Below are 26,478 nucleotides of genomic sequence, written 5' to 3' on the forward strand. Positions count from 1 at the left end.
TCGACCGCGCCCGGTGCAAACCGGCGCGCATGGATACTCGCCCTCCCGACCGGATGACGCTGGTGCTCGGCGGCGCCCGCTCGGGAAAGAGCGCTCACGCCGAGCGGCTGATCGAAGCCTGTCCCGCCCCCTGGCTCTACCTCGCCACCGCCCAGGCCTGGGACGACGAGATGCGGGCGCGCATCGCCGAGCACCGGGCGCGGCGTCCCTCCGGCTGGCAGACCCTCGACGTGCCGACCGCCCTCCCCGAGGCGATCAGGGCCGCGACCGGGCCGACGCTGGTCGATTGCCTGACGCTCTGGCTCACCAACCTCCTGCTCGCCGAGGCCGACCTCGAGGCCGCGACCGAGGCCCTGGCCCGCGCCTGCGCCGCCGCGCCGGGCCCCCTGGTGCTGGTCGGCAACGAGGTCGGCCTCGGCATCGTGCCGGACAATGCCCTCGCCCGCCGGTTTCGCGACGCGGCCGGGCGCCTGCATCAGCGGCTCGCCGCGCAAGCCGACCGCGTGGTCCTCACCGTCGCCGGCCTGCCGCTGACGGTGAAGCCTTCCCCCGACCCGACAGGACACCGCTCATGAGCGACGACGACCGCCACCGCGAGAAGATGGCCAAGCGCAAGGCGGTGCAGGACGCCGAGGTCGCCTCGAAGAAGATCGAGAAGGGCCTGCTCGTCGTCCATACCGGCCCCGGCAAGGGCAAGACGACGGCGGCCCTCGGCCTGGTGCTGCGCATGCTCGGGCGCGGCCACCGGGTCGGCGTGGTGCAGTTCATCAAGGGCGCTTGGGACACCGGCGAGGCGCATGCCCTGCAACGCTTCGGCGACCAGATCGCTTGGCACGCCCTCGGCGAAGGCTTCACCTGGGAGACCCAGGACAAGGCCCGCGACATCGCCGCCTGCCGCAACGCCTGGGAGACGGCCCGCGCCCTCATGGCGGACGAGAGCATCCGCCTGCTCGTCCTCGACGAGCTGAACATCGCGCTGCGCTACGATTATCTCGACCTCGACACCGTCGTCGCCGATCTGCGGGCGCGCCGGCCGGATCTCCACGTCGTCGTCACGGGCCGCAACGCCAAGCCGGCCCTCATCGAGGCCGCCGATCTCGTCACCGAGATGGGCAGCGTGAAGCACCATTTCTCCGCGGGGGTGAAGGCGCAGGAGGGAATCGAGTTCTGACGATCCCCGCATGCCCGGCGGGTCCCGTTCGGCGAAACCAGCCCCGTAAGGCCGCTCGCCGCATCCGGCCGGCGCCGCTCGGGGCCCTGCCTCACAACGCGACACCGCACCGGTCGGGAAAGTCCCGCTTGGCGGCCGCTCGGCGCTCGGTGCCGTCCACTCGGGGCGGACGATCGGTTGCTCGACCACGGGACGACCGGCATCCGGAACGGGCGGTGCCCCTCTTGCGACCGCGATGGATCTGCCGCCTTGCATCATGTGCCGGCGCCCTTTGCGAGCCGACCTTCGGCGAACCGGATCTCTGCGTCGGACTCTGCTCTAGGCGGCCTGAGGGCGGATTTCTTGGGACAGGACGAAATCGATGAAGCTGCGGGCGCGGGCCGAGAGCAGGCGCGACGTCGTCACGATGTAGAGCGAGGTCGTCTCGAGCTTCCAGGCCGGCATGACTTGGACCAAGGCCCCGCTTTCGACATCCTCCCGAGCTTGCAGGATGTCGGAGGCAAACAATCCATGCCCCTCCAGGGCCAGCCGATGGGTCAGCGTGGGGGAGTTGGAGGAAACCGGGCCGGCCACCGCGACCGATACCGTTTCCCCCTCTCGGCTCAGCGACCACGTCGATCCCTGGCCGGACACGATGACATGATGATCCGCGAGATCGGACGGGGTATGGGGGCGCCCCCAATCCTCCAGATAGCCGGGGGCGGCAAAGATACCATTCTCGACGTCGCGCATCTTTCGCACGATGAGTGCCGATTCCTTGGGAGGTTCGAGCATCACGGCCAGGTCGTAACGGTCGCCCATCAGGTCGATGGGCCCGTGGCTCAGATCAAGCTGGATTTCGACGAGGTCGTTGGTCGACCGGTATTCGGAGATGAAGGATGCGAAGCTGTTCAAGAGCCAAGCATTCGGGTGCGCCACGATCTTGAGAAGTCCACGAAGCCCACGCGCATCGGCCGCGACGTCGTCATAAGCACGCTGCGCTTCCTCGACGACCCGAACAGCCTGAGCGTAGAAGGCCTCGCCGTAGGACGTCAGCGTGATCCTCCGGGTCGTACGATCCATCAGCCGTACCCCGATGCTTTCCTCCAGCCTCTTGAGGCGTCGCGACAGGGACGAGATCGGGATACCGATTTCCACGGCGGCACGGCTGAAGCTGCGGTGCTTGGCCACTTCCACAAATATTTCCATATCAACGAGCACACTGGCACGCGTCATTGTTGTTCTTACCTTTTAGCGCAACCGGTTACCAACCCATCACACCTGTCCCACCACTTCCGCAAAGCTCCTCGTCTGGCTGAAATCGCAGAATTGTTGCCGGTCCCACTCTTGGAACACTCAACAAAACCGGACAGCGGATCGAGGCCAGATGGGAACAGTAACGATCTCATCGCCTAAGCAGCGGCTTGGCTGAAATCAACCTGATTGGATTCCGGGCAGTTATTTCCTTTATTCACTCATCAGAACGTGAAACGATTACGGTGCCCGTTCGGTCAGCGGCAGCTTGAATCGGGTGAAACATCCACCTCGTGAGCTCGACCGAGGGACGACACGATCGCGTTAAACGACCGATCGGCGAGTGCAACACCACGACCCTACAGTTGTTTTCAAATTTCCGTGTTTTCACGGACTAGGCAGTCGAATGGACTGGAATACGCTGGACAACGGACGGAAATCGCTTAAGAGCGGCCCCCGCAACAAGTAGATGGCGCACAACTCAAAAATGCACGACTTTATCGCCAGCAATTGCGTTGACGGCCAGACTGTCCCCGGCGGCGATCAAGCAGCAGCACAGCTCCTGTTCGACGTCGCCGATGCGACATGGCGCTGCGAGGCCGCCAAGGTTCTGAGACAGGACGGCAATAAGCGCGATCTAGACGATCTTCCTGAGGCTCAGGGTGAACCGGGCACCCTGCTGCGAACCTCGTACGAGGTCCGCGAACGGGCCTATGCGGAACTCCGCCGTCTCCTGGCGGCCGAGAATCAGTGAAGCGATTCCGGCTGCGTGTTTCTCTGCATTTCCACGACGAGAGCGCGGCCGGCCGCATGCAGCGCGCCGTCGATCGCCGTCATGACTTCCGGCGCACAGCCGACCGATGCAGCTTTCGCCATGATCAAGTGATCGGCGATGATGTCGAGCTTTGAAACCGGCCCGAATTCGGCAGCCGCTCGCCCCGGTTTGAACGCGCCGACTTCGGCCTTGGCCGTCAAATCCTGCGTATCGTCCTGGTACTGACTGATCAGCCCCAAGTAACCGATGAAGTCATGGGTCAGGGGGGCGAACGAGGGCGTGGCCGCGTCGATGATCCAGACGTAGGATCCGTTCTGACGTCTGATCCGAAACCGCATCATGAACTCGACGCGATGTCGGCAGGCTTCCTTGACACTGTGTTCGATCAGAGGGCGATCGTCAGGGTGGATCGCGGCAAGCCAACCGAATCCCAGGGACTCGTCCGGCTCCTGACCGGTGATTCGATACCAATCCTCACAGATATAAGTTAACCGGCACCTCTGGTCCTTGACCCAGATCATGATGTGCATCCCCCTCGTGCGGTCGTCGTAACGAGAGCGAGGCATCTCCCTGTCAAGAGAGGGTGCGGCTGTCGGGTCGGAGGCCGCCGCTCGCCTTGCGTGTGCCGTGCGCACCCGCGCTCCGCAGGCCTCGGCGCCGGTCTGAGACCGTGGCGCTCTTCATGAGCGATCCCGAGGGTCTTCACCTCCGGGCAGGACCGGCTTCGGCCATGGGCCGGCCGCCGGTCCGCTCGAACAGGACGCGGCCCGGGCCGCGTCCCGCACATTCGCGCCAATCAATACTCGATCACACCTTCCAGGGCGTAGTGCTTGACGGTCTTTCGGTTGGCGATCAGCTCGTCGATCGTCGGCTCGCCGCGCATCGCCCGGCCGATGGCGAGCTTCGTCGCCTCGTAATTGGTGCGGTAGAGATCCTTGCGGTCGAGATCCTCGTGGCTGCCGCAGCGCTCGTCGAGCCAGATCGTGATGATCATGCAGAGCTCGTCGAGACCGTCCTTCGGCAGGATTCCCTCGATCACGCAATCGACGATGGCGTCGCCGGTCGCCGCCTGCACGACGCCGCCGAGCAGCTCCGCGTACTCGGCGGTGTGGATCGTGACCTTGGTGGTCATGATCGTGGAGGGGCGGACCAGCTGGTTGAGGTCGCGCACCACGAACATGCGGGTATGGCCCTGGACCTGACCCAGCATGCTGGCGAAAGCCTGTCCCACGGGGCCGCGGGTCGAGCCGATCAGCACCTCCGGCATCGCGTCGGTGTACTGCCCCTCGGCGGCGAGCACCGTCGCCTCGCCGGTGCGGAACCAGATCTCGGACATGTCGGTCGTCCCTGCTCTCTCTGAGAAAAGAATGTCGTCCCGCGGGCGGGTCGCGGCGCACACATCATCCCCGGCCCCGCCCGTCAATCGCGCCACCCGCGGCCCTGCCCGGCACGGGCGTCCGGCCTGGATCACGGGGACCGGTCCTGGGCAGCCCCGGAGCCGAAGTCGCGTCCAAGCCGATTGCATCACGCCGGATACGGCTCTAGGCCTCTGTTCTCACGCGCTTTCTTTCGCAGAACCGGCATTCGCTTCGCCGGAGGGCGCTTCGGAGAGGATTCGTCCCGATGAGCGAGTCCGGCCAGGGCGGGGAGCGCGGCTGGAGCCTGTCCGCGACCGCGGAGGGCGACGGCGTGCGCCTGGAACTCGGCCTGCCCGATCTCGGCGGGCGTCCCGTCACCGCGATCCTGAGCCTCGACCGGAGCGAGGCGCGGGCCTTCGCCCGGGCGCTGCTGGCGGCGGCGGGCGACGCGACCGAGCGGACCTTCGTCGGCCCGGCCGAGTCCTAGCGCTGCGCTCGACCTGTTGCATCGGGCGAAGGTCGACCGCCGTCCCGCGCGGTGACGCGCGAAACCGTCAGCGCTGGATGCGTCGGCCCGGCAGGCGCGGCACCTTTGTGCCCCGGGGCTCGACCGGCGCGTCGCAGGTATAGGCGAACTCAGCCTGGAGGTCGCTGAAGACGGTCTCGCCGGTGATCGTGCAATCCTCGCGCACGGTCTCGTCGAGATAGGTGCGTGCGGCCGTGCGGAAGCGGGTGGCACGGGTCTCGGCGGGCGAGCGGCCCTCGCCGAGGCGCCCGATATCGCAGCCCGTCACCTCGCGCAGGGCGTTCGAGACCACGAGCACGCGGCGCTTCTGGCGATTGTCGTAGATCTCGTAGGGCTCGTTGCAGCCGATGGTGACGACCTGAGGCACCTGGGAGACGTAGGTCTTGGAGATGTAGGCGAAACCCGTGCAACCGGACGCCGTGAGGCCGAAACCCAGGGCGAGCGGGAGCGCGAACCACCGGAACGTCGTCGCCATCTGCCGCCTCGCGCGCCTCGTCCCCGGCCGGATGGCGGAGCGCGCGCATTGAAACAGCTGAGCTTGTCCGGTCAAGCGGCCGCCCGCGAAGATGTCGGCACCGTGTCGCCGACGCCGCGGAACGGCGCGGCGGGTCCGCCGCGTTGCCCCCGCGCGGAATGGGGGACGCGGGTCTGATGGATATCCGGCACGAGACGGTGATGGCCAACGGCGTGCGGCTGCACGTGGCGCGCACGGGCGAGGGCCCGCCCCTGGTGCTCCTGCACGGCTGGCCGGAATTCTGGCTGACCTGGGAGCCGGTGATGGCCCGCCTCGCGGATCGGTTCAGCCTGATCGCTCCGGATCTGCGCGGTTTCGGCGCCAGCGAGAAGCCCGATCCCGGCCCGTCGGACCAAGCCGGCCCGGAGGTGCACGCCGCCGACATCCTGAGCCTTCTCGATGGCCTCGGGATCGAGCGGACGGGCCTCGTCGGCCACGATGTCGGCGCCTATGTCGGTCAGGCCCTGGGGCGCCGCGCGCCGGAGCGGCTCACCGGCCTGTTCTTCTTCGATTGCCCCTATCCCGGCATCGGTCCACGGCTCGCCCAGCCGGAGATGCTGGCCGAGATCTGGTACCAGTCCTTCCACCTCCAGCCCTTCGCCGCGCAGGTGGTGGGCGCCTCGCGCGAGGCGTGCCGCGCCTATATCGGCCACTTCCTGACGCATTGGGCCGGCGGCAATCCGCACGCGTTCGACGATGTGCTCGACACCTTCACCGACAATTTCCTGGTGCCCGGCAACCTGCAGGGGGGCTTCAACTGGTATCTGAGCCAGCAGGCGGGGCGGCTCGCGATGCTGAAGGGCGAGGTGCCCGATACGGCCCCGATCACGGTGCCGACCGGCATCCGCTGGGGCACGCAGGACCCGCTCTTCCCCTATGCCTGGACCGACCGCCTCGGCGAAACGTTCGCCCAGCTCGATCTCGCGCCGTTCGAAGGCGCGGGCCATTTCCCGCATCGGGAGCGGCCCGACGCGGCGGCGCGGGAGATCGCGGGCTTTTTCGGGCGGATCGGGACGTGAGTCGAACCACGTCCAAATTGCCCAAGATAATCCTTCATGAAAATTCGGGTGCGGGCAGAAATAGACACGCGTAAACTCCCGAAGAACGGACGATTATTTCGTTGACCGGATGGCTAAGGCGCGGCGACATTGATGTGCGGTCCGGTCACGACCGGCCCTCCTCGGAACGGGTCCCGCCAGCGGATCCTGTCCTCGAGGTGCGGCCGGAGCACCGCCGGACCTGCCCAATTTCCCTCGAAGCAAGCCCCCGACGGAACGGCCGCCGCCGCTCCGGTCGATCGCTGCCGCCTTGTCCGGAGCCTCACCCGTGCTGCGCAAATCCGCCTTCCTGTTCGCCGTCGCCGCCGCCGTCCTCCTGCCCGCCGCCCCGGCCGCGGCCCAGGAACCGGCCACAAAACCCGCGAAGGAGAGCGCGGCGAACAGCAGCCCGCTCGTCTCCACCGAGTGGCTGGAGAAGAATCTCGATGCCAAGAATCTCCGGATCGTCGAGGTCAGCGTGGAGCCGGGCGTGTTCGAGCGCGGGCATATCCCGAATGCCCAGAACGTCGCGTGGCACACCGACCTCGTCGAGACGGTGAGCCGCGACATCGCCAGCCCCGACAAGTTCACCGCGCTCGCCCGGCGCCTCGGCGTCGATCGCGACACCACCGTGGTGCTCTACGGCGACAACAACAACTGGTTCGCGGCCTGGGGCGCCTGGGTGTTCGCCCAGTATGGCCTGACCGACAACGTCAAGCTCCTCGACGGCGGTCGCAAAAAATGGGAGGCCGAGAAGCGTCCGCTCGACACCCGCACCGCCGAGGTGCCCGCCTCGACCTTCACCGCGCAAGCGCCCTCGGGGAAGCTCCGCGCCCGCTTCGCCGATGTGCTGGCGGTGGCGAAGAAGGAGCGGGACGAGCAGATCCTCGACATCCGCTCCCCCGACGAGTTCAGCGGCAAGATCATCGCCCCCGCCGGCATCCAGGAACTGGCGATCCGCGCCGGTCACATCCCCGGCTCGGTCAACATCCCCTGGGCCAAGGCGGTGAACCCGGACGGCACCCTCAAATCCAAGGAAGAACTGAAGGCGCTCTACGCGGCGGCGGGCATCGACGGCTCGAAGCCGATCATCACCTCCTGCCGCATCGGCGAGCGCTCCAGCCATTCCTGGTTCGTGCTGAGCCGCATCCTCGGCTACGACGCCCGCAACTATGACGGCTCCTGGACCGAGTACGGCAACGCGGTGGGCGTGCCGGTGGTGAACCTAGCCGGGACGGTCTGGGGCGGCAAGTGAAGTGGCAAGCGAACCGGCACCTGCGCCGGTCGGACGCTCTGGCGGAGCCGGTCGGTTCGCTCGGCATCGCCGCTAAGCCGGCCCGGCATCTGAGCCGGGCCAGTCTCGTGCCGGCCCTGGCGCCGAGCCCGGCCGGGCCTGCGCCCGGCACGGTCGCCCGCGGAAAACCGCTGCGGGCAGCCTTGGCGAGCCTGGTCGCGGCCGGGCTCGCGGCGGCCGCGTGGCGGCTCTCGGGCGGGGCGGGGGGCACCCGGCTCGCCCTCTCGCTCGTCTTCGGCGCGTTGTTCGGCCTCGTGCTCCAGCGCAGCCGCTTCTGCTTCTACTGCCAGTGGCGCGACTTCCTCGTGAGCGGCGATCCCCGGGGCATGCTCGGCATCCTGGCGGCGCTCGCCGTGGGGGTCGCGGGCTACGCGGTCGTGCTGGGTGCCTGGATGCCGGACCCGTCCGGCACGCGGTTGCCGCCGGACGCGCATATCGCCCCGGTCGGTCCCGTGCTGGCGCTGGCCGGACTCGCCTTCGGGGCCGGCATGGCGATCTCGGGCTCCTGCATCAGCGCCCATCTCTACCGGCTGGGCGAAGGCTCGCCGACGGCGCCGTTCGCGCTGCTCGGCACGGGGCTCGGCTTCGTCCTCGGCTTCCTGACCTGGAACCCGCTCTACCTGGCCAGCCTGTCGGAAGCCCCGGTGCTCTGGCTGCCGCGCCATCTGGGCTACGCCGGCAGTCTCGCCCTCTCCCTCGCGCTTCTCGCCGCCCTGGCGTGGCCGCTGCTGCGCCGGCTGCCCGCGCCGGAGCCGCGCCACGCGGCCGATCCGCTCCACGCGGTGTTCGTGGCGCGCTGGCCGGTCTGGTTCGGCGGGCTCGCAGTCGGAGCGCTCGGTACGCTCAGCTATCTCCGGATCGGGCCGCTGGGCGTCACCGCCGAGATCGGCGGGCGTTCGCGTCAGGCGGCCGGCGCCTTCGGAATATTACCGGAGCGGCTGGAAGGCCTCGACACCTTTCGCGGCTGCGCCACCGCCCTGCGCGACGCGGTTCTCACCCCCAACGGCCTGTTCATCGGCGGCCTCGTGCTCGCTTCCTTCGCCGCGGCGCTCGTCGCCGGCCAGTTCCGTCCGGCCGTGCCGAGCCGCGGACAGGTGTTCCGGGGTCTGGCCGGCGGCGTCTTGCTGGGCTGGGGCGCGATGACGGGACTGGGCTGCAGCGTCGGCACGCTCCTGTCCGGCATCATGGCCGGCGCCGTCTCCGGCTGGGTCTTCGGCGTCGCGATGTTCGCCGGCGCCGCCGGGACGCTGTGGGCCGGGCGGCGGCTGGGCGCCCTGGCGTAGGATCGCGCGGCGCATCTTGTCCGGCGCCGCGACCGCGGACCCGAGATCCAGGCTCCCTGCTTCCGCCCGATGCCGGGCGATGTGCCTTCACGTGCGCGGCATCGAGCAGCAACGCACCGGGGATAGGCCCTGCGGCGGCGATCTTAGCGAGCAGCCGCCGCCAAACCCAGCGCTGCGACCCGCTGCCCTCGACCCGAACTCAGCTCGGTGGACCATGGGGCAGGTGCGGCGCGATCCGTGTCCGATGTGAATCCGAGAGCGACAACGGCCGTGCCATCGCGATCCCCCTGCGCGGGGAAGCGCAAGCCCAGGAAGAAAACGCGAATCGCAACAACGATTTGTATGTGCTCTCCCCTGAGCCCGCGATGTCCTGGCTCAACGGAGAGCCGTGTCCGATCGAGATTGATCGGACACGGCTCTCGTTCCTGTCTCGGCACGCTCTTCCCCGGATGAAGAAGAGTGCGTTCACGGGCGGACCTATCGGATGCGGATGACCTTCGCGACGCTCGGGACGCCGTTCGCATCGAGGGCAAACAGCATCCAGTTGCCGGGCGTCACGATCCCCGGATCGGCCGGCAACGCAAGGCCGTACAGCGTCCCTCTCGACCAGGAGATCGTCAGCGGCACGCGGCGCTGATCGTTGTCCACCGTGTGCGTGTTGCTGCCGAGGCGCACGAGGGCAAAGCTGCCGACCGCGCGGTCCGTGACGGTCGTGATCGGTCGCCCGAGAAAGGCCTTTGCGGGGGCACTGACGATGACCGGCCGGCTCGCGAGGCTCCCATCGGCGGCATAGAGATAGGGCGGTGTCAGGATCTGCAGGTCGGGGTGGTTCTGAGAGCAGCCATTCCCGCACAGGCCGCCCCCCGCCGAGAGCACGCGCCCATCGGTGAGGAGGAGCGCGACGCTGTGGTAGGTGCGCGGCACATCGATCGGCGCAAGACGCACCATCGTGTTCTTCGTCGGCGACCACATCTCCGGATGATAGATCGCGGTGGTGTCCGTGAAGGGGACCGGCATCGTTTGACCGCCCACCACGACGACGTCCCCGCTCGGCAGGACCACGCTGTTGTGGAAGGCTCGGGCGAAGGCGAGAGGCGGCGCCGCCTTGACCACGGGGGTGGTTCCCGAGCCTCCGCTGATGTCGATCGTGTAGGTCAGCCCGTTCGCCGGATCGTTCTCGTAACTGGGCGCGCCGCCAGCCTTGAAGATCCGGTTGACGTCGAACATCGTCGCGGTGCCGTTCATCGAGTGGGCATCGTCACTCCGTCTACCGGCACTGGTCAGCGTCCCGTTCCCTTGGGTGCCGATCCAATGCATCTCCCGACTCGGCCCAGCACGGAACACGGATCCGTTCGACACCGCGAACATCCAGAAGTGGTTGTCGTTGCGGTAAATGTTGTTGCCCGATTCCGCACCGGCATTGCCGAGGACGTTCGAGAGGACGCGCCAATTGCCGGTCTCGGGCGACCAGACCTCGGCATTCTTCCCACCGGGGCCACCCGACCACGAGCCGCCGTAAGTCATGGCTTCGCCGGTGGAGAGCGTCACGCTGGAATTGTAGCCGCGCGAAATGTTGAGTTTCGGACCTGAACTCCACTGGTTGGTATCGGGATTGTAGATCGATGTCGCACCCGAAGTGATGCCCCCGGCGACAACCAGACGACCATCCGCCAGCAGGTTTGTCCCGGGGCAGAACATGTCATGTTCGGTGTTCGCGATATAAGTATCCTCGGAGCTGCCGGTCTTCGGATCGTACACCGTGAACCACGTTCCGTTACCGTTGGAGAAGTAATATTTGGCCTCCGCCGCCCACATCATGACTTTGCCCGAAGGCAGCATCGTCGCTGCGGCCGGAACGATCCCGAGCGAAGTCGGCGCCGTCCAGAACGATGGCGCGGCCGGCGGAACGAGCGAGAACAAGGCGTTGTCCTGCGCCGTACAATCCCACTGGATCACCGCGGCATTGTCCGTACGCGACGAGTCGAAGATGTTGAGGCATCGTCCCGAATGGGCCGCGACCAGTTCGAAGAAGCTTCCGACCTTCCGGAACGTCCAGAGACTGCCGGCGCTTCTGTTGCAGGCCTGCTGCGACGTGCCGGCTCCGTTGGCCGTGGCGCCCCCGGAGACAGTGAGGCAGAGGCCCGACTTCACGTTCTGGATCTCGTAGCCGTTGCCGACTGGGACGAACCGCCAATCCATATGCGTGGCCTTCGGCTCGCAGGTCCATTGAACCAGGCCGGTTCCGGCCGCCATCTGTGCATTCGGGTTCGCGACACACATCGCCGAATGACGGGCCACGATCAGGCCGGTGGCAGCGGGGGGCGATGCGCCGGGTGAGATCGACCCACCGTTTCCACCGATCTGCGCGCTGCCGGCCGGATTCGATCCACCGCCGCCGCCTTGATTGTCGCCCGCGAGGCTACCGCCGTCGCTCGTCGCTGAGCCGGCCATAAATGTCTGATTGGTGTTACCGGTGCAGTTCCATTGGATCAGCCTGGTGCCGCTCTCTTTGTCGCCGCCGAAGACATCGAGGCACTGGCCCGAATAGGCCGCAGTCAGGCTGAACCCATCACCTTGTGCCACGGCCGACCATGTCTGCTGAGCCATGCCGTTGCAGGCCCATTGGATGATAGCGCCGCCCGCAACTTTCGAGATCTGCGAGTCGATGCAGAGGCCGGTCGCCCGATTGACGACATTGAAGCCGTCACCGAAGCGATTGACCTGCCACGTCTGCGCGATGCTCCCGTTGCAGGGCTCTTGAACGAGTTGCGTGCCGCCCGTGGTACTGCCACCTGGGACCGTCAGGCACAGGCCGGAATGGGCGACCTTGATCGGCCCGGCACCCGTTCGATTTGCGAAGCTGATCGGACTGCGCCCGCTGCTCTCGGCGAGGGCGCTGCCGTCGCCCGTTGCGAGAGCGACGGGGACGAACGTCTGATTGGCATCGCTATGGCACCCCCATTGGATGATCTTCGTTCCGCTGTCCTTGAAGCCGCCGAACACATCGAGGCATTGCCCCGAATAGGCCGAGACGAGCCCGATTCCACCGCCGCGGGCCTTGACCGACCATGTCTGCTGGCCGCTGCCGTTGCACGGCCATTGAATCACCGCACCGCCGGCCGTGTTCGAAATTTGCGAATCGAGGCATTGGCCAGTCGCCAGATTCACGACGGTGAAGCCGCTCCCGAATGGCTTCGCTTGCCAGAACTGCGCGGCGCTGCCGTTGCAAGTTTCTTGAATGATCTGCGCACCGGCTGCAGTGCTGCCGCTCGACAAACCCAAGCATAGATTGGAATGGGATGCCTTGATCGGCCCCGATCCATTTCCACCGGTGAAATCGACATCAGCCCATGCGGATGTGATGACGGTGCTCGCGAACGCAAGCGATAAGGCGAATAGTACAAACAACTTTCGATGCCATGAAAATGGATACGTCATACCGGCAAGCCGTCCTCTTCTGCAATTTGCTGCAAACAATTCCATTTATCGAGTTTATCTACGAACACTATACCGGCAGTTCGTTAATCAGTATTATCATTAGCAAAAATGACGGTCAGACAGATCAGATCGACATTCATTGAATAGCTGCGCCGCTAAGCAATTTTACTTCGTTCGTGAGGGTATATGCGGTCAGCAGGCGAAGCCGATTGTGTATGGCAGCTCGGCGATGCGCCGCCCCGAGCGATTTTGCGGCACCTCTACAAATAATTTTTTTCATTATTTCTGATTATGGAGGTGGGCGCATGATCGAAAGACACGAATTCCGCGAACTTTAACACAGATTTCTATCATATAATTCCGCATCGCGTCTCCGCTATGCTCATATCCCTTGGTAAGACTGGTTTCTGCTCCCCCCATTGCGCCGTGCGTGGGACCTCTGCATCCCGTGCATCATCGGGTCGGCGGGCGATGGGTGCGGCGGCATGCGGTGAGCTGCGAACCCAGCCGCAAGCGCCCTCGGATCGGGCGACCGCTGAAAGAGCGCATCGGTTCAGCGGAATCGATCCGTTCCCGCCCACCATCTCCGGTTCGAAAGGATCGTGCGCGGAGCGAAATGGAGTAGCCCGTGACCTGAGCCTCAGCGGACCGAACGGGCGTTGGCCCGCACCCGATGAGCCCGCAACCTCAACCGGTTGTATCGGCGGATACCGTCCGCTGAGCAGCGCCCATCTCCAGCCTCGGACGCGCGCCCAAAACACAGGAAATGTTATTTCTTAGGCTGCCATTAAGCATTCGGCGGCGATCATGGTCGCATCTGCAAGGAAGCGCCCATGTCTCTGCTCGCTCGCGTCAAAGTCCTCCCCAAGCTCGCGTCGGTCATCTCCCTGATTGCCGTCATCGTCGGCGGCTGCGTCTGGTATGCGCAATCGCGCATGTTCGCGATCGACGATGCCTATAGCCGTTTCATCGTCCAGGAAGCGCGGGCCGTCGGAACGGTCCGGTACACCAACCGGCTGATGTACGAACTCAATTACTGGGTCTACCGGATCATCGCCGAGACCGAGGACGGGCAGATCAAGGCGGCCAATGACGGGTTCGAGGCGGCGGCGCCGAAGATCCAGAAGGCGCTGGCCGATCTGCGCGAACAAGCACCGACCTACACCGCGCGCGTCGAGCAGATCAGCACCCGCATCGAGAAATTCGTGGGCGACGCCACCGAAGTGCGCCGCCTCGGCGCCCTCAACCGAAACGGCGAAGCCATCGACCTCGTCCACCGCACCATCGATCCGACCTATGCGGATATCATCGCCGAGGGCGGCAAGCTGGCGGAGGACATCGCCGCTTACATGGAGCGGGGCTCCGATATCCTCACCGAGCAGACCAACAACACCCGCTACACCCTGATCGGCGTCACCGTGTTCGGCATGCTGGTCGGCCTCGCCGCAGCGTTCTTCGTCGCCCTGGTGGGCATCTCGCGGCCCCTGGACAGCCTCGTCGGCGTGCTCCAGCGGATGGCGAAGGGCGAGATCGACGCCGAGATCAAGGAAGCGGCCCGCGGCGACGAGGTCGGTGCGGTGGCCCGTGCGGTCGACGGCATCAAGGCGATGGTGGCCCAGAAGGCGGCCGAGCAGGCCGAGATCCAGCGCGTCGCCGACGAGGCCGCCGCGGTCGAGCGCAAGCGGACCATGGTCGAGCTCGCGAACGATTTCGAGCGGGCGGTCGGATCGATCGTCGGGACGGTCTCGTCCGCCGCCACCGAGCTGCAGGCCACGGCACAGACCATGACCGCGACCGCGACGCAGACGACCGCCCAATCCACCGCCGTGGCCGCCGCCGCCGAGGAGGCCGCCGCCAATGTCGGGACGGTGGCCGCCGCCGCCGAGGAACTGGGCACCTCCGTCCTGGAGATCGGCCGGCAGGTGGCGGGTTCGGCCAACCTCGCGCAGCAGGCCGTGACCGAGGCCGACCAGACCACGCGGCTGGTGCAGGAACTCAGCCAGGCCGCCGAGCAGATCGGGGCGATGGTCGGCCTCATCTCCAACATCGCCGGGCAGACCAACCTGCTCGCCCTCAACGCCACCATCGAGGCGGCCCGCGCCGGCGAGGCGGGCCGGGGCTTCGCGGTGGTCGCCGCCGAGGTGAAGGAGCTCGCCAACCAGACCGCGCGGGCCACCGACGAGATCGGCCAGCGCATCGGTCAGGTGCAGGGCGTGACCGATCAGGCCGTCGCCGCGATCGGCGGGATCGCCGGGCGCATCCGCGAGATCAGCAGCGTGGCGACCGGCATCGCCGCGGCGGTGGAGGAGCAGGGTGCCGCGACGCAAGAGATCGTGCGCAACGTCGCCCAGGCCTCGACCGGCACCGCCGAGGTGACGAGCAACATCGTCGGCGTGGCCCGCGCCTCGGAAGATACGGGCGCCGCCGCCACGCAGGTGCTCGCCTCGGCCTCCGAACTGTCACGCCAGTCGGAGCATCTCTCGGGCGAGGTGGCCCACTTCCTGGCCACCGTGCGGGCCGCCTGACGGGGCGGTCACCCCGCCCCGGCGGCACCACCGCCCGTCCAGCGCAGGGCCTCGACGAGGGCGCGCAGGGCGGGCGTGACCTGCCGGCTCGGATAGTAGAGGTGGCAGCCCGGAAAGGGCGGGCACCACGGGTCCAATACCTGGACCAGCCGACCGGCGGCGAGGTCGTCCGCGACCTCGCCCTCCAGCATGTAGCCGAGGCCGGCGCCCGCCCGCACCGCCGCCCCCGCGAGGGCGCCGTCGTTCACGATGAGCTGGCCCGACGCCCGCACGCGCCATTCCCGGCCCTCGCCGGCGAATTCCCAGGGCAGCAACCCGCCGCCGCCGAGCAGGCGGTAATTCACGCAGCAATGCGCTTCGAGATCGGCCGGGGTCGCGGGCGGGGGCAGGCGCGCGAAATAGGCGGGCGTCCCGACCACCACCGTGCGCAGATCGGGCCCGACCCGCACCGCCACCATGTCGCGCTCCACCGTTTCACCGAAGCGGATGCCCGCGTCGAAGCCGGCCGCGACGATGTCGACGGGACGGTCGTCGACGATGACCTCGACCGAGACGTCCGGGTGATCGAGCAGGAAGCCCGGCAGGGCCGGTTCGAGGATCGTGCGCGCCGCGTAGGCGAAGGTCGTCAGCCGCAGCGTGCCCGACGGCGCGCCGCGCCAGTCGGCCAGCGCGGCGAGCCCGCGGGCGACCTCGGCAAGGGCCGGATCGAGGGAGCGCAACAAGCGCTCGCCCGCCGGCGTCGGGGCGACGCTGCGCGTGGTGCGGGCGAGCAGGCGGACGCCGAGGCGCGTTTCCAGCGCCCGCATCGCGTGGCTGAGGGCGGAGGCCGAGACGCCGAGTTCGGCGGCCGCGCGGGTGAAGCTGCGGCTGCGCGCCACCGCCGCGAAGGCCGCGAGATCGTCCAGCGTCCCCCGCCGCATTGCTGAATGCCCTTCACAAGCGCTTGCCGCCGATCACGGCTAATCGCTTCCCGCGCCCGGCGCTATCTCCGGCTCTCGACGAGGAGACGCCGCGATGGACCTGACGCATTACCGGACCCTGGGCCGCTCGGGCCTGGCGGTGAGCCCCCTGGCACTCGGCACCATGACCTTCGGCGCCGGCCGCTGGGGCAGCGATGCGACGGCCTCGCGGGCGATGTTCGACGCCTATGTCGCGGCGGGTGGCAATTTCATCGATACGGCGGACGTGTATTCGGGCGGCGAGAGCGAGGCGATGCTCGGCGCCTTCATGGCCGAACGCTCCCTGCGCGACCGGCTGGTGATCGCGACGAAATCGGGATTCTCCCGCGAGCAGGGCACGCCGCTCACCGGCGGCAACAGCGCCCGCAACATCCGCGCCGGCCTGGAGGGATCGCTGCGCCGCCTGCGCACGGACCGGATCGACCTGTACTGGACCCATGTCTGGGACCGCACCACGCCGGCGGAGGAGGTGCTGCGGGCGCTCACCGACGCCGTGTCCCGCGGCGACATCCTCTATTACGGCTTCTCCAACGCGCCCGCTTGGTACGCGGCGCAGATCGCGACGCTCGCCCGAGCCCACGGCCTGCCCGCGCCGATCGGGCTGCAATACGCCTACTCGCTCATCGACCGCGGCGTGGAGCTCGACATCCTGCCCGCCGGCCGGGCGCTCGGTCTCGGGCTGGTGCCGTGGAGCCCGCTGGGGGCGGGATTGCTGACGGGCAAGTACGGCCGGGACATGCTGGACCGGGCCGGGCCGGCGGGCTCCGTGCCCGACCGGGCGGGCGCGACGGCCGCGAGCGGCAGCGACGGTCGCCTCAACGGCGACAATCCCTTCGGCGGCAGGCTGTTCACGGAGACCAATTTCCGCATCGTCGACACCCTCCGGGCGGTGGCGGAGGAGGTCGGGCGGCCGATGGCGCAGGTGGCGCTGGCCTGGGTGGCGCGGCGGCCGGGCGTGTCGTCGGTGCTGGTGGGGGCGAGCCGTCCGGAGCAGCTCGCGCAGAACGTCGCGGCCCTGGAGGTGAGCCTGAGCGCGGAGCAGCAGGAGCGCCTCGACGCGGCCAGTGCCCCGCCGAGCCTCAATCCCTACTTCATCTTCGCGCTGCCGAAGACGCAGATCTTCGGCGGCCGCACGGTCGAGGCCTGGGCGGGCGGCTGACCGATCCGGCGGGCCGGCGCCCTACCCCCGCGCAATCATCTCGCGGATCCGCAGCCCCAACGCCTCGATCACGAAGGGCTTCGTCAGCACCGCCATGCCGGGCTCCAGATGGCCGTTGCCGACCGCGGCGTTCTCGGCGTAGCCGGTGATGAACAGCACCTTCAGGCTGGGGCGCGAGACGCGGGCCGCATCGGCCATCTGGCGACCGTTCATGCCGCCGGGCAGGCCCACATCGGTGATGAGCAGGTCGATCCGCACGTCCGATTGCAGCACTTGGAGTCCGGCCGCGCTGTCGGCGGCCTCGATGGCGGTGTAGCCGAGATCCTCCAGAACCTCGGTCACCAGCATCCGCACGGTCGGCTCATCGTCGACGATCAGCACCGTCTCGCCCTGCTCGGCCCGCGGGGCGTCGACCAGGGGGCCGAAGGGATCGGGCTCGGCGGCCGCGCCGTGATGGCGCGGCAGGTAGAGGCAGACCGTCGTGCCCTGGCCGAGCTCGGAATAGATCCGCACCTGCCCGCCGGACTGCTTGGCGAAGCCGTAGATCATCGAGAGGCCGAGGCCCGTGCCCTGCCCGGTGGGCTTCGTCGTGAAGAACGGGTCGAACGCCTTGGCGATCACCGCCGGGCTCATGCCGGTGCCGGTATCGGTCACGCAGAGCGAGAGATAGGCGCCCGGCGGCATGTCGTGGCGGCGCGCGGCGTGGTCGTCGAGCCACTTGTTGGCGGTCTCGATGGTGATGCGTCCGCCCTCCGGCATGGCGTCGCGGGCGTTGATGCAGAGGTTCAGCAGCGCGTTCTCGAGCTGGGGCGGATCGACCAGAGCGGGCCAGAGGCCGATGGCGCCGACGACCTCGATGGTCACGGTCGGCCCCACCGTGCGGCGGATCAACTCCTCCATGCCGGCGACCAAGCGATTCACGTCGGTGGGCTTGGGATCGAGCGTCTGGCGGCGGGAGAAGGCGAGCAGGCGGTGCGTCAGCGCGGCGGCGCGCTTGGCCGCCCCCTGCGCCGCGCCCATGTAGCGATCGACGTCCTTGAGCCGCCCCTGGCCGATGCGGGTCTGCATCAGTTCCAGCGAGCCGGAGATGCCGGCGAGAAGATTGTTGAAGTCGTGGGCGAGGCCGCCGGTCAGCTGGCCAACCGCCTCCATCTTCTGCGATTGCCGCAGCGCCTCCTCGGTCTGCATCAGGGCGCGGGTGCGGATGGCGACCTGCTCCTCCAGGGTCTCGTTCAGGTCGCGCAGGGCGTCTTGGGCCGCGCGCTGCTCGGTGATGTCGACATTGGTGCCGAACCAGCGGATCACCGCACCAGCCTCGTCGCGGATCGGCACGATGCGGGTCAGGAACGGCCGGAAGATGCCGTCCGCCCCTCTCAGGGGGAAGGTCATCTCGAAGCGCTCGCCGGTGGCGAGCGAGTGCTGCCAGCGCGCCGCCACGGCAGGGAGCGTGGCGGGATCGTGCAGCGCCTCCCAGCCCCAGCCCTGCATCGCGGCGAAATCGGTGCCGGAATACGCGTACCAGCGACGGTTGTACCAGTAGATCTGCCCGTCGGCCTGCGCCATCCAGCACAGGACCGGGATGTTGTCGGCCAGCGTCTCGAATTCGACCGCCTTCTCCCGCAGGAGCGCGCTGGCACGGTCGCGCTCGGCCTCGACGGCGCGGCGCTCCTCCACATCGATGAGGACGCCAGGAAAGCGGGTCGGCCCACCGTCACGGCCGTGCTCGACCCGGCCATTGGCCTCGATCCAGTAATAGCGCCCGTCCGTGCGCCGCACCCGGTACTGGTGAGCATAGGCGCCGCCCCGGCGGATGGCAGCCTCGATCGCCCGCGCGAGTCCGGCCTTGTCGTCGGGATGGACCGTCGCCACCACCTGCTCCAGGCTGAGCCCCACCCGGCCCAGGGCCGGGTCGAGGCCGAAGGCGCGGGCGAAGGCGTCGTCCACGGTGAAGCGGTCGGCGGTCACGTCCCAGAACCATGTGCCGATGATCGCCCCGGCCGCCAGCGCCAGCTGGACGCGCTCGGCATGCTCCCGGACCAGAGCCTCGCTCTCCCGCAGCCGCCGTTCGACGGCGATGCGCTCGGTCACGTCGAGTTCGGCCACCACGCCGCCGACGATGGCGCCCGTCGTGTCGCGGATCGGCGCGGCATTGTTGAGGAACTGGCGCCGTTCCGACCCGTCGAACGGCTCGATCTCGATCAATTCGCCCCGCACGGTCTCGCCGTGCAGGATCGCGCGGGTCATGCCCCAATCCTCGGCGCGCAGGCGCTCCCCGGTCTCGGGCCAGTAGCCGACCCACTCGCCGTACTGCTCCCAGCTCCCGGTCTCCGGCGGCATGCCCCAGAGCGTCCGGTTGGCGGCGTTGTCGCGCAGGATGCGCCCCTGCGCATCGGCGATGATGACACCGACCGGCAGCGCGTCGAGGGTCGCGGCCAGGAGCGTCTCGCTGCGGCGCAAGTGCTCCGCCGCCTCCTGCCGGGCGGTCACGTCCCGGTAGAACAGGGCGAGCCCCTCGGGCACAGGATAGCCGCGCAGGTCGATCCAGGCGGAGCGTCCGTCGGGCCAGGTGTAGCGGTGCTCCAGCGCCACCGGCACGCGCTCGGCCATGGCGCGCCGGATGGCCTCCTCGAAGGCCGGATCGGCATCGGGATAGACCTCCCATTGCAGGCCCCCGACGATCGCCTCCCGGGGCCGCGTCTCCATGCGCATCGCCGCGGCATTGACGTCGAGGATGCGGAAATCTCGATCCAGCAGCTGGAAGGCGTCGCCCATATTGGCGAGCACGCCCTGCGCCCGGTCGCGCTCGGCCCGCAACTCCGCCTCGACCTCCTGCCGCCGCGCTTCGGCCTGCACCCGCTTCGTCGTCTCGTTGGTGAAGATGAACAGGCCGGCGATGCGCCCCTCCCCGTCCAGCACCCGCGAATAGGAGAACGACCACCATGTGTCGGCCTCGCCCCGGTCGGTGGCGAGCTTCCAGGGCAGATCCTCGAAGCGGCGGCTGCGGCCGGCGAAGGCCTCGTCGATGATGGGCTTCGCCTGATCCCAGCCATCGGCCCAGACGCGATCGAACCGCTCGCCCATCGCCCAGGACAGACGCGGGCCGAGCAGCGGGAAGTAGGTGTCGTTGAAGAAGAAATGCAGGTCCGGCCCCCAGGCCAGGATCATGCTCTCGGGGGAGTTGAGGACGAGGCTCAGCGCCGTGCGCAGCGATTCCGGCCAGGTCTCCGGAGCGCCGAGGGGATGACCCGACCAATCGCGCTCGGCGATCATGCGGGCGGCTTCACCGCCGCCGGCCAGAAAGGGAAGTCGCTCGGTCATAGGACCCGGGCTTACACAGGTTAGCCCGCCCCGTGAAACGGCCGGTCGCGGACATTCGGCCGATAAGGGCGGATGTCGGCATTCGGGCGACAGCGCCGGCCAATCTCTGGAGCGTCCGGCCCCAAATTCCTGGCAACCGCCCATTGCAACGAACGGCGTGCGTTGAGCTCGATCCTATGCGACCATCCCGGAACCTCCGAGGAAGGTGACCGGCCATGCCATCGTCCGAGACGATCAGCATCACGATGACCCCCGAACAGCTCCGCGCGGTGCGGGAGAGCGTCGAGGCGGGCGAGTATGCCTCGACCAGCGACGTGCTGAGTGACGCCGTGCGGCTGTGGCAGCGCCGGCGCCGGGACGATGCCGAGCGGTTGAACGTCATCCGCGCCCGCATCCGGCGCTCTCTGGACGACCCGCGCCCGGCCTTAAGCCTTGAGGAGGTGGACGCGCATTTGGAGGCGCTGTTCGCCCAAGCGGAGAACGACGCATCCCGTGCGTAGGCTGCACGTCGAGCTTCAACCAGAGGCTCTGCGCGACCTTGCGGACATTTTCCGCATTGTGCTGCACGTCAGTCAGAATGTCCCGACCGCACGAGGCTTCGTGAAGCGGATCAGGGATCGCTGCCTACGCATCGGCGATGCGCCCCGAGGCGGCCGTCCTCGCGACGATCTGGAGCCCGGATTGCGGACGGTACCCTTCGAGCACAGGGCTGTGATCGCGTACAGGATCGAGCCCGATCGGATCCTCGTCACCAACGTGTTCTACGGAGGACGGGATTTCGAGGCCCTGTACAGCCTCGATCCCGAGAACGACGGATCGGCGTCCTCCGACGATTGATTACGACAGCGCCGTCCCGCGGCCCTACACCGCCCGCCCGCGCCGCCCTTCCACCAGCCACATCGCCAGCACCGCCGCGGCCAGGGCCACCAGCGCCCAGAGGCCGATGCCGAGGGGATAGACCTCGACGCCGCGCACCGTCGCGCTGTCGCTGGGGCGGAAGCCGATCCAGTCGGCGCCCCCGAGGCGGCCGCCGCGGATCACCTGCAGGCGCGGCACCTCGATGCCGCCCCCCGCCGCCGCTACGCGGCGGATGGTGCCGCCGGAACCCTCGGCCACGCCCTTCAGGCGGTCGGTGTCGCTGAACACGTCGGCGAGTTCGCGCGGATTGGCCGGGCCGACGCTGACGAAGGCGACGAGGTTGCCCGAGCGCAGGGTATGCAGGCCCAAGCTCTCGGCCTCGAAGGTCGCGCTGAACAGGCCGGGTTCGGCCTTGGACAGCGCCAGCGTGCGCTCCTTGCCGGTCGGGCCGGTGATCGTGACCGGCCCGGCCTCCTCCGCCATGGTCTGACGCTCGACGCGCACCTCGCGACCGCGGCCGGTCGTCTGGGCGCGGAGCGCCTCCTCTTCCAGGGCGGGCTCCTTCATCAGCCAGTGGGCGAGCCGCCGCAGCAGGTCGAGATAGGGTCCGCCCTGCTGATAGCCGCGGGCCCAGAGCCAAGCCTGATCCGACAGCATCAGGGCGACGCGCCCCTTCTCCTCCCGCGAGAGCGCCAGCAGCGGCAGGCCATTGGCGCCGGACAGGATCGGCTGGATCCCGGCCCGGGTCTGGGCCGAGACAATGCGCAGCCAGTCGCCCCAGGCCGGCGGATTCGATTCCGAGCCCGGCAGGGCGCGGGTGACCGGATGGCGCTGGCCGGTCTCGGTGAGCGCGGCCTTGAACGGCTGTTCGACCACCTTCATCGACGGGTCGCCCGGCAGCACCGCGGACAGCCGCGTGCGGGCGAGGCTCGCCGGTCCGGCGAATTCCGGCCCCGCCGCGATCAGCAGGGCGCCGCCCTCGCGGACATAGCGGACGATGTTGTCGAAATAGGCCGAGGGCAGCACGCTCTGATTGGCGTAGCGGTCGAAGATGATGAGGTCGAAATCCTTGATCTTCTGGACGAACAGCTCGCGGGTCGGGAAGGCGATCAGCGACAGTTCCGAGATCGGCGTGCCGTCCTGCTTCTCCGGCGGCCTGAGAATCGTGAAGTGGACGAGATCGACCGAGGCGTCCGACTTCAGCAGGTTGCGCCACGTGCGCTCGCCCTGATGCGGCTCGCCGGAGACGAGCAGCACCCTGAGCTTCTCGCGAATGCCTTCGATGGGAAGGACCGCGCGGTTGTTGACCGTGGTCAGCTCGCCCGGCAGCGGCTCGACCTCGATCTCGATCACGTTCGGGCCGCCATGCTCGATATGCGTCGTGAGCGAGAACGGCGTGCCGGTCGCGATGCTCTGGCGGTCGATCTCCTCGCCGTCGCGGCGCACGCTGACGGTCGCGTGGCCGGTGCCGCCGCGCTCCATCACCTCGGCGCGGATCGTCACGTCCTTGCCGACGATGCCGAAGCGCGGCGCCTCCAGCATGCGGATCTGGCGATCGCGCTCGTCGGACCGGCCGGTGACCAGGACGTGCAGCGGCGCCTTGAGACCGAGCGTCTCCAGCGAGGCCGGGATGTCGTGGACCACGCCATCGGTGAGCATGACGATGCCGGCGATGCGCTCGGCGGGCACGTCGGCGAGCGCCTGGGTCAGCGCCGTGAACAGCTTGGTGCCGTCGTCGCCCTCCCCGCCCTGGGCGTCGCCGACCTCGATGAAGCGTGGCTCGATGTTGGTGAGCGCGCCGAAGCGGCGCTCCAGTTCGGTCTTCACCGCATCGGTCATGGCCGGGCGCTCGCCCAGGCTCTGCGAGCCGGAGCGATCGACCACGATGGCGGCGACATCCTTCACCGGGTCGCGGTCCTCGCGCACCAGGGACGGGTTGGCGAGCGCCGCGATCACCAGGGCGAGGGCGACGGCGCGCAGGAGCGCCGTGCGCCCCCGGGCCAGGATCGCGACGACGACGAGCACGCCCGCGAGCACGCCGAAGGCGGCCAGCACCGGCCAGGGGACGAGGGGCGTGAAGCTGAGGCTCAGCATGGGCTCAGGCCTTCAGGATGAAGCGCGGAGAGCCCTGCCCCCTCCCCCGCAGAGCGGGAAGGGTTTGGCGCCGGCCGCGTGTCTGAAAAATGGATCACTGGCCCAGCCGCTCCAGCAGCGCCGGGACATGCACCTGGTCGGCCTTGTAGTTTCCGGTCAGCGTGTAGATCACGATGTTGATGCCGCCCCGAAACGCCATCTCGCGCTGCCGCTGGTCGCCGTTGACCGGATAGAGCGGCTCGCCGTTGCGGCCGACCGCCCAGGCGGCGGCGAGGTCGTTGCCGGTGATGATGATCGGAGTGACGCCGTCGCCCGCCCGCGCGGGGCGGCGCTCGCCGCCCTCCGCCGCGGGGGGGATCGTCTCCACCCAGGTCTGCCCGGTGGCGGTGCGGCCGGGGAAGGAATCGACGAGGTAGAACGCCTTGGTCAGCACGTGGTCGGGCGGCACCGGCTCCAGCTCCGGCACTTCGAGCGTGCCGAGCATTTTGCGGAGATAGGCGGTCTCCGGGGTCGGCGGGCCGCCGGCCCGGGCGGTCTGGGCGTCGCGGGTGTCGAAGACCACGGTGCCGCCGTTGCGCATGAAGGCGTCGATCTTGCGGATCGCCGCCTCGCTCGGCTGCGGGCGGCCGGCGACGATGGGCCAGTAGATCAGCGGATAGAAGGCGAGTTCGTCCTTCTCGGGGTCGAGGCCAGCCGGTTCGCCCGGTTCCAGGGCGGTGCGGGCCGCAAGCATCTGGGTCAACCCGCTCAGGCCGGCCCGGCTCGCGGTGTCGACGGTGGAATCGCCAGTCACCACGTAGGCGAGACGGGTGGCGAGGGCCGATTCGGTGCCGTTCGGCCGGTTGGCGGCGGGTGTCTGCGCCAGGGCCGGCGGCGCGGTCGCGACAAGCCCGGCGCCCAGCAGAGCGACGAGGAGCAGGGCGGCGGGCGCGGCGCGCCCGCGGGCGAGCCGGCCGGGGCCGCGCAGGAAACCGCCGAGCCAGAGCCCGGCCAGGGTGTCGAGGGCCAGGAGCATGAGGGCGAGGCTGAACAGGGCCGCGCGCAGATCGACGGTCTCGGCGCCGGCGAGGGAGCCGATCCGGGCGCCCGTCAGCGCCGCGACGTCGAGGGGTTCGAGGCGGTCGCCGGGGCGCAGAGCGTTGACGGCGATGCCGCCCTCTGCTGCGCCGTAGAAGCCCGGCGGATGCTCGGGGCCGGCGCGGTCGGCGAAATCGGCCGGCACCGCGGTGGCGCTCGCGGGCGGGGAGCCGAGCGCGCCGAACCCGTCCAGCGTCAGGCGCGGCGCGAGCAGAGCCGCCTTGGCCTGCCGCCCCTCGCCCTCGCCGAGCTTCGCCGAGGGGCCGGCGAGCCCGACCACCCGGCGCAGCATGTCGACGAAGAGACCCGACAGCGGCAGGTTCGACCATGTGGTGTCGGCCGTGACGTGGAACAGCACCATCAGCCCCTGGCCCCGCTTCTGCGCCGTGACGATCGGCGTACCGTCCTGCAACGCCGCCCAGGTCTTGCCCGGCAGATCGCCGTCGGGCTCGGCCAGGATCTGGCGCCGCACGCCGATATCCGCCGGCGGATTGAGCCCGGCGAACGGGCTCTCCGGGGCGAAAGCCGCCAGCGTCTTCGGCCGATCCCAGGACAGCGTGCCGCCCAGGGAACGCCCGCCCCGGCGCAGGCGCACCGGCACGAGCGGGTCGTTGCCTGCCGCCAAGCGCGGCCCGGCGAAGCGCAGAAGCAGCCCGCCTTCCTCCACGAACTGCTCGACCCGCGCCAGGGTTCGCTCATCCAGCGCGCCGACATCGGCGAGGGCGAGGACCGAGACCTGATTGTCGAGCATCTGCGCGATGGCCTCCGACGTGCCCTGGCCGCCGCGGGGCTGCTGCACATCGGCGAAGGGCGCGAGCGCCTTGGCGAGATAGTAGGTCGGGGCCAGCAGCGGCTGGGCCTGATCGAGGGTGCCGCCGAAGACGAGGCCGACGCGGCGGCGGCGGCCGCGCTCGTCCATCAGCACCACGGCGCCGGCCGAACCCTCGCCCTCGATCTCCAGCCGGGCGATGGCGTTGCGCAGCTCCACCGGCAGATCGAAGGTCACGGTCGCCTCGCGGGCCTCCGGCTCCAGGGTGAAGCGGCTCTCGGCGAGCGGCAGGCCCTTCGGATCCAAGGCCCGCACGAGGCCGGAATCGCGGCCGTTGGGCTCCGCCCTGAGCACCTGCGCAGCGAGCTTCTCGCCGGGCTGCTGCGGTGAGCCTTCGAGGGCGAGCGCGGGGGGGCGATCGGCCTTGAGCAGGGTCACGGCGCTGCCGTGGCGCTTGGCGAGTTCGCCGAGGGACTTCGAGAAGTCCGTGTCGCCGGCCCCGCGCACGCCGTCGGCGATCCAGAGGATCGAGGCGCCGGGCACGCGCTCCAGGAAGGCGCCGATGGAAGCCAGATGCGCGCCCCGATCGGCCAGATGCGGGCGCGGCTTGATCGCCCGCAGCCGCTCCAGGGCATTGGCCGGGGGACGCGCCTCGAACGGCGCGGGACTCTCCGCGCTCGCGACCAGGGCGACGGGGCGCCCGTCACGGGCGGCGGCCTCGATCTCGTCGGTGGCGGCCCGCAGGCGGTCGCGCCAGTCGTGGGCGGCGGTGAAGCCGTTGTCGAGGATCAGGAGCAACGGGTTCCGCCCGGAGGCGGCGCCGATGCCGGAGGGGTTCCAGACGGGGCCTGCCACCGCCAGGATCAGGCAGGCGGCGGCGAGGATGCGCAGGATCAGGAGCCAGGGCGGCGTGCGGGCCGGGGTCTCCCGCTTGGGCAGGATGTCGGCCATCAGCGCCAGCGGCGGGAAGCTGATGCGGCGCGGGCGCGGCGGCGTCACCCGCAGCAGGATCCAGAGCGCAGGCAGCGCGACGAGGGCAGCGAGCGCCAGCGGAGCGGCGAAGGTGAGGGGAATCCCGAACACGCCTTGC

The 26,478-nt window shown here is 68.9% G+C and carries 20 protein-coding genes and 1 pseudogene; 11 read left to right on the forward strand and 10 right to left on the reverse strand.

The genetic code is table 11. From position 1 onward, the window contains the following. The first annotated feature begins 53 nt into the window (after positions 1–53). A complete protein-coding gene (gene cobU, locus MFF26_RS02305; RefSeq protein WP_137829037.1) occupies positions 54–575 on the forward strand; it encodes a bifunctional adenosylcobinamide kinase/adenosylcobinamide-phosphate guanylyltransferase in 522 nt (173 codons plus the stop codon). Continuing rightward, complete coding sequence (cobO, locus tag MFF26_RS02310) at positions 572–1,171, forward strand: cob(I)yrinic acid a,c-diamide adenosyltransferase (protein WP_137829000.1); 600 nt, start codon at positions 572–574, stop codon at positions 1,169–1,171. Before cobU ends, cobO begins: the two co-directional genes overlap by 4 nt. Positions 1,172–1,489: 318 nt before the next feature. Here cobO and MFF26_RS02315 read toward each other — a convergent pair whose 3' ends face one another. Then, positions 1,490–2,386: a LysR family transcriptional regulator gene (locus MFF26_RS02315; RefSeq protein ID WP_137828999.1), complete on the reverse strand. Its 897-nt coding sequence runs from the start codon at positions 2,384–2,386 to the stop codon at positions 1,490–1,492. A 487-nt stretch (positions 2,387–2,873) separates the two neighbouring features. Here MFF26_RS02315 and MFF26_RS02320 point away from each other — a divergent pair, with 487 nt between their 5' ends. Then, positions 2,874–3,158, forward strand: coding sequence for a hypothetical protein (locus tag MFF26_RS02320; RefSeq protein WP_137828998.1), 285 nt, complete (start codon positions 2,874–2,876; stop codon positions 3,156–3,158). Here the strand turns inward: MFF26_RS02320 and MFF26_RS02325 are convergent. Both MFF26_RS02325 and fae read right to left on the reverse strand, forming a co-directional pair. Then, a complete protein-coding gene (locus MFF26_RS02325; RefSeq protein WP_137828997.1) occupies positions 3,152–3,745 on the reverse strand; it encodes a PAS domain-containing protein in 594 nt (197 codons plus the stop codon). The genes MFF26_RS02320 and MFF26_RS02325 overlap by 7 nt on opposite strands. 230 nt (positions 3,746–3,975) lie before the next feature. After that, positions 3,976–4,515: a formaldehyde-activating enzyme gene (gene fae / locus MFF26_RS02330; RefSeq protein WP_137828996.1), complete on the reverse strand. Its 540-nt coding sequence runs from the start codon at positions 4,513–4,515 to the stop codon at positions 3,976–3,978. A 287-nt stretch (positions 4,516–4,802) separates the two neighbouring features. Here fae and MFF26_RS02335 point away from each other — a divergent pair, with 287 nt between their 5' ends. Next, positions 4,803–5,024, forward strand: a complete 222-nt coding sequence (locus MFF26_RS02335) for a hypothetical protein (RefSeq protein WP_137828995.1) — start codon at positions 4,803–4,805, stop codon at positions 5,022–5,024. Between the two features lie 67 nt (positions 5,025–5,091). On the opposite strand, the gene MFF26_RS02340 is transcribed toward MFF26_RS02335, so the two are convergent. Next, a complete protein-coding gene (locus tag MFF26_RS02340; RefSeq protein ID WP_137828994.1) occupies positions 5,092–5,538 on the reverse strand; it encodes a hypothetical protein in 447 nt (148 codons plus the stop codon). Positions 5,539–5,711: 173 nt separating this feature from the next. Here MFF26_RS02340 and MFF26_RS02345 point away from each other — a divergent pair, with 173 nt between their 5' ends. The 3 genes from MFF26_RS02345 to MFF26_RS02355 all read left to right on the forward strand — a co-directional run bounded on the left by MFF26_RS02345 (position 5,712) and on the right by MFF26_RS02355 (position 9,191). Next, positions 5,712–6,596 carry an alpha/beta fold hydrolase gene (locus MFF26_RS02345; RefSeq protein ID WP_137829036.1) on the forward strand — a complete coding sequence of 295 codons (885 nt, stop codon included), beginning with the start codon at positions 5,712–5,714 and terminating at the stop codon, positions 6,594–6,596. 307 nt (positions 6,597–6,903) lie between these two features. Next, a complete protein-coding gene (locus MFF26_RS02350; RefSeq protein WP_137828993.1) occupies positions 6,904–7,869 on the forward strand; it encodes a sulfurtransferase in 966 nt (321 codons plus the stop codon). 170 nt (positions 7,870–8,039) lie between these two features. Next, entirely contained in the window at positions 8,040–9,191 is a 1,152-nt protein-coding gene (locus MFF26_RS02355; RefSeq protein WP_238307455.1) for a YeeE/YedE family protein, read from the forward strand. Positions 9,192–9,210: 19 nt separating this feature from the next. Here the strand turns inward: MFF26_RS02355 and MFF26_RS26600 are convergent. Both MFF26_RS26600 and MFF26_RS02365 read right to left on the reverse strand, forming a co-directional pair. Then, positions 9,211–9,369 (reverse strand): annotated as a pseudogene (locus MFF26_RS26600) (IS5/IS1182 family transposase); the annotation flags it as partial. 299 nt (positions 9,370–9,668) lie between these two features. Further along, positions 9,669–12,674, reverse strand: coding sequence for an RICIN domain-containing protein (locus tag MFF26_RS02365; protein WP_137828992.1), 3,006 nt, complete (start codon positions 12,672–12,674; stop codon positions 9,669–9,671). Positions 12,675–13,462: 788 nt separating this feature from the next. On the opposite strand from MFF26_RS02365, the gene MFF26_RS02370 reads away from it, so the two are divergent. Then, positions 13,463–15,154, forward strand: a complete 1,692-nt coding sequence (locus MFF26_RS02370; RefSeq protein ID WP_137828991.1) for a methyl-accepting chemotaxis protein — start codon at positions 13,463–13,465, stop codon at positions 15,152–15,154. 8 nt (positions 15,155–15,162) lie between these two features. On the opposite strand, the gene MFF26_RS02375 is transcribed toward MFF26_RS02370, so the two are convergent. Further along, on the reverse strand, positions 15,163–16,074 hold the full coding sequence (locus MFF26_RS02375; RefSeq protein WP_137828990.1) for a LysR family transcriptional regulator: 912 nt from the start codon (positions 16,072–16,074) through the stop codon (positions 15,163–15,165). A gap of 94 nt (positions 16,075–16,168) precedes the next feature. Between MFF26_RS02375 and MFF26_RS02380 the strand changes: the two genes are divergently transcribed. Continuing rightward, complete coding sequence (locus tag MFF26_RS02380; protein WP_137828989.1) at positions 16,169–17,272, forward strand: aldo/keto reductase; 1,104 nt, start codon at positions 16,169–16,171, stop codon at positions 17,270–17,272. 21 nt (positions 17,273–17,293) lie between these two features. On the opposite strand, the gene MFF26_RS02385 is transcribed toward MFF26_RS02380, so the two are convergent. After that, positions 17,294–20,590, reverse strand: a complete 3,297-nt coding sequence (locus MFF26_RS02385) for a hybrid sensor histidine kinase/response regulator (RefSeq protein WP_238307428.1) — start codon at positions 20,588–20,590, stop codon at positions 17,294–17,296. A 215-nt stretch (positions 20,591–20,805) separates the two neighbouring features. Between MFF26_RS02385 and MFF26_RS02390 the strand changes: the two genes are divergently transcribed. Then, positions 20,806–21,090 carry a ribbon-helix-helix domain-containing protein gene (locus MFF26_RS02390; RefSeq protein ID WP_137828987.1) on the forward strand — a complete coding sequence of 95 codons (285 nt, stop codon included), beginning with the start codon at positions 20,806–20,808 and terminating at the stop codon, positions 21,088–21,090. Then, positions 21,083–21,427 (forward strand): type II toxin-antitoxin system RelE/ParE family toxin, encoded by a 345-nt coding sequence (locus tag MFF26_RS02395; RefSeq protein ID WP_137828986.1) that lies wholly within the window; start codon positions 21,083–21,085, stop codon positions 21,425–21,427. The genes MFF26_RS02390 and MFF26_RS02395 overlap by 8 nt, the downstream gene beginning before the upstream one ends. 24 nt (positions 21,428–21,451) lie before the next feature. On the opposite strand, the gene MFF26_RS02400 is transcribed toward MFF26_RS02395, so the two are convergent. Beyond that, entirely contained in the window at positions 21,452–23,542 is a 2,091-nt protein-coding gene (locus MFF26_RS02400; protein WP_137828985.1) for a hypothetical protein, read from the reverse strand. 94 nt (positions 23,543–23,636) lie between these two features. Continuing rightward, the gene (locus tag MFF26_RS02405) at positions 23,637–26,471 is read right to left on the reverse strand and encodes a DUF4159 domain-containing protein (RefSeq protein ID WP_137828984.1); all 2,835 of its coding nucleotides are present in this window, start codon (positions 26,469–26,471) and stop codon (positions 23,637–23,639) included. Positions 26,472–26,478: the final 7 nt, after the last annotated feature.

This window comes from Methylorubrum suomiense, from assembly GCF_022179765.1.
Lineage (GTDB): Bacteria > Pseudomonadota > Alphaproteobacteria > Rhizobiales > Beijerinckiaceae > Methylobacterium > Methylobacterium suomiense.